This is a genomic window from Phaeobacter sp. 11ANDIMAR09, assembly GCF_001294455.1.
Taxonomy (GTDB): domain Bacteria; phylum Pseudomonadota; class Alphaproteobacteria; order Rhodobacterales; family Rhodobacteraceae; genus Pseudophaeobacter.
The window spans coordinates 84,456-91,529 of the sequence record NZ_LIKT01000020.1; the positions used below are offsets into that span (position 1 = coordinate 84,456).

The 7,074-nt window shown below is 57.5% G+C and carries 5 protein-coding genes, 1 tRNA gene and 1 pseudogene; 3 read left to right on the plus strand and 4 right to left on the minus strand.

The window, feature by feature from the left end; all coding sequences use genetic code 11:
• Positions 1–24 precede the first annotated feature (24 nt).
• A complete protein-coding gene (locus AN476_RS16205) occupies positions 25–1,284 on the minus strand; it encodes an Hsp70 family protein (RefSeq protein WP_054462643.1) in 1,260 nt (419 codons plus the stop codon).
• 165 nt (positions 1,285–1,449) lie between these two features.
• On the opposite strand from AN476_RS16205, the gene AN476_RS16210 reads away from it, so the two are divergent.
• Positions 1,450–1,863, plus strand: coding sequence for a hypothetical protein (locus AN476_RS16210; RefSeq protein ID WP_054462644.1), 414 nt, complete (start codon positions 1,450–1,452; stop codon positions 1,861–1,863).
• Between the two features lie 123 nt (positions 1,864–1,986).
• Here the strand turns inward: AN476_RS16210 and glnA are convergent, their stop codons facing one another.
• Together glnA and AN476_RS16220 are read right to left on the minus strand one after the other, a co-directional pair.
• A complete protein-coding gene (glnA, locus tag AN476_RS16215; protein ID WP_054462645.1) occupies positions 1,987–3,393 on the minus strand; it encodes a type I glutamate--ammonia ligase in 1,407 nt (468 codons plus the stop codon).
• A gap of 42 nt (positions 3,394–3,435) precedes the next feature.
• Complete coding sequence (locus tag AN476_RS16220; RefSeq protein ID WP_027240068.1) at positions 3,436–3,774, minus strand: P-II family nitrogen regulator; 339 nt, start codon at positions 3,772–3,774, stop codon at positions 3,436–3,438.
• A gap of 184 nt (positions 3,775–3,958) precedes the next feature.
• On the opposite strand from AN476_RS16220, the gene AN476_RS16225 reads away from it, so the two are divergent.
• Positions 3,959–5,659 (plus strand): bifunctional ADP-dependent NAD(P)H-hydrate dehydratase/NAD(P)H-hydrate epimerase, encoded by a 1,701-nt coding sequence (locus AN476_RS16225; RefSeq protein WP_054462646.1) that lies wholly within the window; start codon positions 3,959–3,961, stop codon positions 5,657–5,659.
• Positions 5,660–6,304: 645 nt separating this feature from the next.
• Positions 6,305–6,389, plus strand: a tRNA-Leu gene (locus AN476_RS16230).
• Positions 6,390–6,533: 144 nt separating this feature from the next.
• On the opposite strand, the pseudogene AN476_RS23110 reads toward AN476_RS16230, so the two are convergent.
• A pseudogene (locus tag AN476_RS23110) lies at positions 6,534–7,074 on the minus strand (hypothetical protein); the annotation flags it as partial.

Here is a 7,074-nt window from a genome sequence, read left to right on the forward strand (position 1 = left end):
GTTTCTCATTTCTGACGCGCGCCTTTAGGTAAAGGCATCAGCAGCCGAGAGCGCCAAACCGTCCGCAACGGCGGTCATGGCATTGCGGTTCTCGACCTCTGCATTGGGGCAGAGTTGGCGCAGGCTGGTTTCCAGCGCACTCAGCAAGGAAGAGCCCCCCACCATGACCAGCCGGTCGATCTGCCCTGGGGCGATTTCGGCCTGCGCCAGGGTTTCGGCGGCGCATTGCGCAATCTGTCCCATCATTTTGGCCAGGCTGTCCTGCATCAAGGCCGGAGACAGCGGCGACGACAAGCCCCGTTCCAGAATGCGCAGATCAATGCGAGGATCCGCCGCGGTCTCGACATTGGCCGTGATCTTGCCGCGCTCGACGGCAAAGGCAACATCATGGCCCAGCTCATCTTCCAGCACCGAAACAAGCCGGTTGAGCTTCTCCGGCTCTACCGCATACTTCGCCAGCTCGCGTGCGCCGCGCCGACTGTCGGCAGCATAGAGAAAGGGGATCATCTGCCAGGTGGCCAGATCGTTGAACAAACGGTTGGGGGCGGGCAGTGTCTCGGAGCCAAAGGCATTGCGGATCTGGCTGCCCCGGCCCAAGAGCGGCATCACATGGTCGATGCTGATCTGGCGGTCAAAATCAGTGCCCCCCAGTCGAACCCCATGGGAGCCGAGAATACGGGTGTCGCCAGAGCTATCTTGTTCAAACAGGGTGAAATCCGAGGTGCCGCCGCCGATATCAACGATCAGCCCCAGCCCTGCGGATGGCGCAGCGGAGCGCACGGCGGCTTCGGGTTCATAGAGAAAACGTACATCTTCGAAACCCGCAGCCAGGTAGCAATCGCGCAGATCCACCTCTGCCTGGGCGTCGCGGGCGGGATCTGCACTGTGGAAATGCACGGGGCGGCCCGACAGCGCATGGGTAAAGCTTTGATGCGTGGCCGCCTCGGCGCGGGATTTCACCTCTGCCAAAAAACGGGCGATGATTTTGATAAAGTCTGTGACCTCTCCGTTCAGCCGCCGCTCCTCGCGCAACAGCGGCGTGCCCAGCAGGCTTTTGAGCGCCCGCATAAAGCGGCCCTCATCCCCATTGATCAGGGCGCGGGTCGCCGCGCGCCCAATGCGCATGGGGCGTTTGGGTTCAAAGAACACCGCTGTGGGCAGGGTATTTTCTCCGGGCTCCATTTCCACCAGAAAGGGCTGATCACCAACCGCAATACCTGCCGCGGAATTCGAGGTGCCAAAATCGATACCCAGAGTGTTGGGCGAGATTGCTGGGGCGGTCATGGTGGCGGCTCCTGTTGGGCGTTGGAACGCGCCTTCCTATAGGAGCCGGCTTATGGCTTCAAGAGGAAGGTCGAGCATAGGATTCATTTGGATTGAATATGGGGATGCAAGCTCTTGCTATAGGTGATCCAATGGGTAAGGTGCCTCGAACAAAGGAGAAAACCCATGATCACAAAAACCGCCAAACTCTTGTTGTCTGTTGCATGCTGCGCGGTGCTTACGGCCTGTGGCGGCTTGCCTGCCAGCAATGAAATGCAACTCGACAAGGAAGCAAATGGCCGGTTCAGTGGCATTGCAGGTTCTGGTTTCACACCTCAGCAGATCAAAATGCATGTTGAAATCGACGCCTGCCCCGGTGGCACCATGGTGGACTTCTCCGTCAGGGTATTGCCCTCGGAGCCGGATTACAAAATTTTTTCAGGGCGCTGTGTCGGAGAGGTAGGGGCGGTGGCCAACCCGACGGGGGCAACGGTTCCAGTGCAGACAGCACCAGTACAGACAGTGCCTGTACAGCCTGTACCGATCACTACCGTTGGCAACAGTGCAGGCTGGGATGGCTCGACCCCATTTGTGGACTGAAGCAGCATAGCCCGCGTTGCACTGCGCGTCTTGGGTGCGGTCCGAGCTGAGAAAACCAAAACTCAAACGGAAAAAGGGCGCCCAGATGGGGCGCCCTTTCTATTTCAGTCTAATCGCTCGGGATTAGCAGCTGTAGTACATGCCATACTCAACAGGGTGTGGCGTGTGCTCATAGGTCTGAACTTCTTCCATTTTCAGAGCGATATAGCCTTCGATCTGGTCTTTGGTGAAGACGTCACCCTGCAGCAGGAAGTCGTGATCGGCTTCCAGGCATTCCAGCGCTTCGCGCAAGGAGCCCGCAACGGTTGGGATATCGGCCAGCTCTTCGGCAGGCAGGTCATAGAGGTTCTTGTCCATGGCTTCGCCGGGATCGATCTTGTTCTTGATGCCGTCCAGGCCAGCCATCAACAGGGCGGCAAAGCACAGGTAGGGGTTTGCGGCCGGATCGGGGAAACGGGCCTCAACGCGCTTGGCTTTGGGGCTTTCGGTCCATGGGATACGCACGCAGCCCGAGCGGTTACGGGCAGAGTAGGCGCGCAGAACGGGGGCTTCAAAACCAGGGATCAGGCGCTTGTAGCTGTTGGTCGCCGGGTTGGTGAAGGCGTTCAGGGTCTTGGAGTGCTTCAGGATGCCGCCGATGAAATACAGGGCCTCATCCGAGAGATCTGCGTATTTGTCGCCTGCAAAGAGCGGCTTGCCGTCTTTCCAGATCGACATGTTCACGTGCATGCCGGTGCCGTTGTCGCCGTAGATTGGCTTGGGCATGAAGGTGGCGGATTTACCATAGGCGTGGGCCACGTTGTGGATCACGTATTTGTATTTCTGCAGCTCGTCGGCCTGTTTGGTCAGGCTGTCAAAGATCAGACCCAGCTCGTGCTGGCAGGAGGCAACCTCGTGGTGGTGCTTGTCCACTTTCATGCCCAGACGCTTCATGGTCGAGAGCATTTCCGAACGCAGATCCTGGGATTCGTCGGTGGGGTTTACTGGGAAGTAACCACCTTTGAGACCTGGGCGGTGGCCCATGTTGCCCATTTCATACTCGGTGTCAGTGTTCCAGGAGGCGTCGCTTGCGTCGACTTCATAGGAAACCTTGTTGATCGAGTTGGAGAAACGCACATCGTCAAACAGGAAGAATTCCGCTTCGGGGCCCATGTAGGCCACATCACCGATGCCGGAAGCTTTCAGATAGGCTTCGGCCTTCTGGGCGGTGCCGCGTGGGTCACGCTCATAGGCTTCGCCAGTGTCGGGCTCGACGATGGAACAGTGAATGCAGACGGTTTTTTCAGCGTAGAAGGGATCTACATAGGCCGAAGTGGTGTCCGCCATCAGTTTCATGTCGGAGTTTTCGATCGACTTCCAGCCCGCGATCGAGGAGCCGTCGAACATGAAGCCTTCGTCGAGAAAGTCTTCGTCAACCATGTCCACGTCCACGGTGACGTGCTGCAGCTTGCCGCGCACATCGGTGAAGCGGATGTCGACATAGGCCGCTTCTTCGTCTTTGATCATCTGGAGAACTGCGTCTGTGCTCATTCCCTTGGTCCTTCTGATTTTGATGTCAGGTATTTCTGATGTTTACAGCGCGTCCGTGCCGGATTCGCCGGTACGGATACGAATGGCCTGTTCGACGGGGGAGACAAAAATCTTGCCGTCGCCGATCTTATCGGTCTTGGCAGCGTCGATGATGGCCTCAATGGCGGCTTCGACCTGGTCAGCTTCCAGGACAACTTCGATCTTCACTTTTGGCAGGAAGTCGACAACATATTCTGCGCCGCGATAAAGCTCGGTATGGCCCTTTTGGCGGCCAAAGCCCTTGACCTCGATGACGGAGAGGCCCTGCACGCCCACGTCTTGCAGCGCTTCCTTCACCTCATCCAGTTTGAATGGCTTGATGATGGCTTCGATCTTTTTCATCGCTTGGGCTCCTCACTACCTTGTCGAGGCCTCTCAGATCATTTCTTAATGGCGGCGACAATGCGCTGTGCTGTCTCAGGGGGGCGGAGGTGGTCTTTTTGAAAGCGTGTGATTAAAAAATAGGCGAAGCGATGCAAAAATGTGCAGAAGTGAATCGCGGTTGATGTGCAAGGGGAGAGCGTTCATGGCGGGGCTGCTGACATCGGAGCAAATGAGGGCCATCGAAGGGGCTGCCATCGAGTCAGGAGAGGTCACCGGCCTGGAGCTGATGGAGCGCGCCGGGCAGGGGGTGGTGGAAGCCATTTTTGAGGAATGGCCCGAGCTTGCCGGGCAGGGGGGGGACAAGGAGGGGGGCGCTGCCCCCGATCCTGCGGATCTCCCCCGGAATATTTCTGGAAAAGTGAATGAGGATGTATCGCCCAGGCGCGCCGTTGTCCTCTGCGGGCCGGGCAATAATGGCGGCGATGGATTTGTTGTGGCGCGGTTGTTGCTGGCAAAGGGCTGGGAAGTGGAGCTGTTTCTCTATGGTGATCGAGAAAAGCTGCCGCCGGATGCAAAACAGAACTGCAAGCGGTGGCTGGAGCTTGGGGTGGTTCTGCCTTTGGAAAACGACTTGGAGACCTCTACGATGGAGGCGGATCTGGTTGTGGATGCCCTGTTTGGCACTGGCTTGTCGCGCCCGCTTGAGGATCTGGGGCAGGTGTTGCTGGACATTTGCGAACAACGCGCCATTGGATTCTACAGCTGCGGGGCGCAGCGCCCGGGAGCAAGCGCGCGCGTGGTTGCGGTGGATCTGCCCAGCGGTGTCTGCAGCGACAGTGGAAAGGTTCTTTGTGAGGCAGGGTTCGAAGGGCTTGAACAGAGCACCGCGGCAACGAGAGCGGTTGAGGCTGATCTAACGGTCACCTTTCATGGCATGAAACTGGGGCATGTCCTTGGGGTGGGACCTCGGTATTGCGGAAAAACTGTGGTGAAACCCCTGGCGATTGAGAAATGCCACCCGACTGGCGGGCTTGTCACTCTGGCGCAGGGCGGGAGGGGGCAGTTCCTTGGGAAGACATCCCAAAATCACAAGTATTCCCACGGACATGCCCTTGTTCTCTCAGGTGGACATGGCAAGACGGGGGCGGCGCGCCTAGCGGCACGAGGCGCGCTGCGGATTGGGGCCGGGTTGGTGACTTTGGGCTCGCCGCGCTCGGCTATGTATGAAAATGCCGCTCAGCTAACGGCCGTTATGCTGCATCAGATTGATGGCGCCCATGGGGTGTCTGAATTGCTGGAAGATGCACGGTTTAATGCCCTCTGTCTGGGGCCGGGACTTGGTCGGGGGCTGGACACTCAGGCGGTGGTGATTGCGGCCCTAAAGGCGCGGCGCGCAACGGTTCTGGATGCGGATGCGCTCACCCGATTTGAGCGCGACCCAAGGGTCTTGTTTGATTTGTTGCATGAAGACTGTGTGCTGACGCCCCATGGTGGCGAGTTTGCCAAACTGTTTCCGGATCTCGCCGCGCGTTTGGCGGCACCGACAGAAACGGGTCCCGCCTTTTCCAAGGTCGATGCCACACGAGAGGCTGCCGCGCGTGCGGGCTGTATCGTGTTGTTCAAGGGGGCGGATACGGTGATTGCAACCCCCGATGGGGGCTGCGCGGTGAACTCGGCTCAGTATGAGCGCGCAGCTCCATGGTTGGCGACCGCCGGATCGGGGGATGTTTTGGCCGGGTTTATCGCCGGACTTTTGGCGCGGGGATTTTCGGCTGTGGAGGCGGCAAAATTGGGAGCCTGGCTGCATGTGGAATGTGCCCGTGCCTTTGGTCCAGGGCTTATCTCCGAAGATTTGCCAGAACAGCTCCCGGCTGTGTTGCGCGCGTTGGAGGGGGAAGGCTAACTTAATTTGCAAGCGCTGTGGTCGCGATCCTTCGGTGCTGACATCACCTCTATTTCGCTGAAAGGCAAAGGAAATTTTCGCTTGTCTGAAACGCAATTTGGTCAATTTCAGATTGCGGACCAGGGGCGTGGATACATGCGCTGACCGCCGGAACGTCTGCCTAGAACGCTATCGCCAAGCCCCCCCCCCTGTGGCAAACCAATTGCTCTGACTGTTGCTGTTGCGGCGCTCTCTCTGTTGACAGGTCTGCAGCTCGTAGTCCCCTGTGAGGAACCGCCATTGGCTCAAAAGGTCTCGACCCTGCGCCGCCCTCGCCGCCTTTGCAGCGGATGGCGGGCAGTAAGACGGCGGGGGAATCTTGGAAGTTGCTTGCCAAAGGCGGGAATGATCGATCTGGAGGCGTCTTTACCTGGGCAGGCTCTGGGGAGGTGGGTGGAACGGTTTTGCTCTATTGTCCTCTGTTTTCCCCGGGCGAGTGTACAGGCGCGCGCTTGTCCCATCCTTTTTCGCCGGGTGGGAGAGAAGGGGGCATACACTTACAATTATTGCGTTATTGTATTGTTTCGTTTTGTTGAAATTAGCACTCGCATCCGGTTTCATCCTTTGCTATCCACCGGCTCACGCAACAGATGATTTGCGAAATGTGCGGGTGTGGCGGAATTGGTAGACGCACCAGATTTAGGTTCTGGCGCCGCGAGGCGTGGGGGTTCGAGTCCCTTCACCCGCACCATTACTCTTCTCACTATACTGAAACACCCTTAACGCCTTGAATGGTATGGCTAATTCTGGTGTTCTAGCTCCCTCAATCCGATGGTACGCAAAACGGTCCACAAAGGCCAATCGGAGCAGTATTCTTCGTGCAACTATGTTCCCGCTATCCCAAAGTTTCCAAGGGTTTGCGAGGAACTGAAGTGAGTGTTCTAGCATCTCTTCCAGTCTCCCTTGTTTTGGAGCCTGATGGATCAGAGAATCTTGCAATCTGACCTTGGATTTCTCCAGATCTGGCGATCTTTTCCTCATAGGCACTGATCACAGAGTCATTGGTCGCGTTGATGATCCGCGATAGCAGTGAATCGATCTGCTTTTCAGCCTCGGTAATTTGCCGTTTGACGGAGGCCTTCGCATCTTTGATCTGCTCTGACCTGCCGTCCCAAGCTGCATGGAACATGGTTTTCGCCAGTGCAAGCATTGTCGAGCTGGGTTCCAGCGATTTGATGACCTCGCCAAATGCTCCTTCAACTTTGTCACGAGGGATAGATTTACCGTAGCTAGCGCACCCCTTGGTCTGACACAGATAGTACGGATAGAGCTTATATTTGCCTTTGGACCGGCTCTGTTGCACAAATCCTTTGAGGGATTCATCTCGTGCATCCAGCGTGGTAGCTGGGCTGCATGAGCAGACCGACACCCCCAAA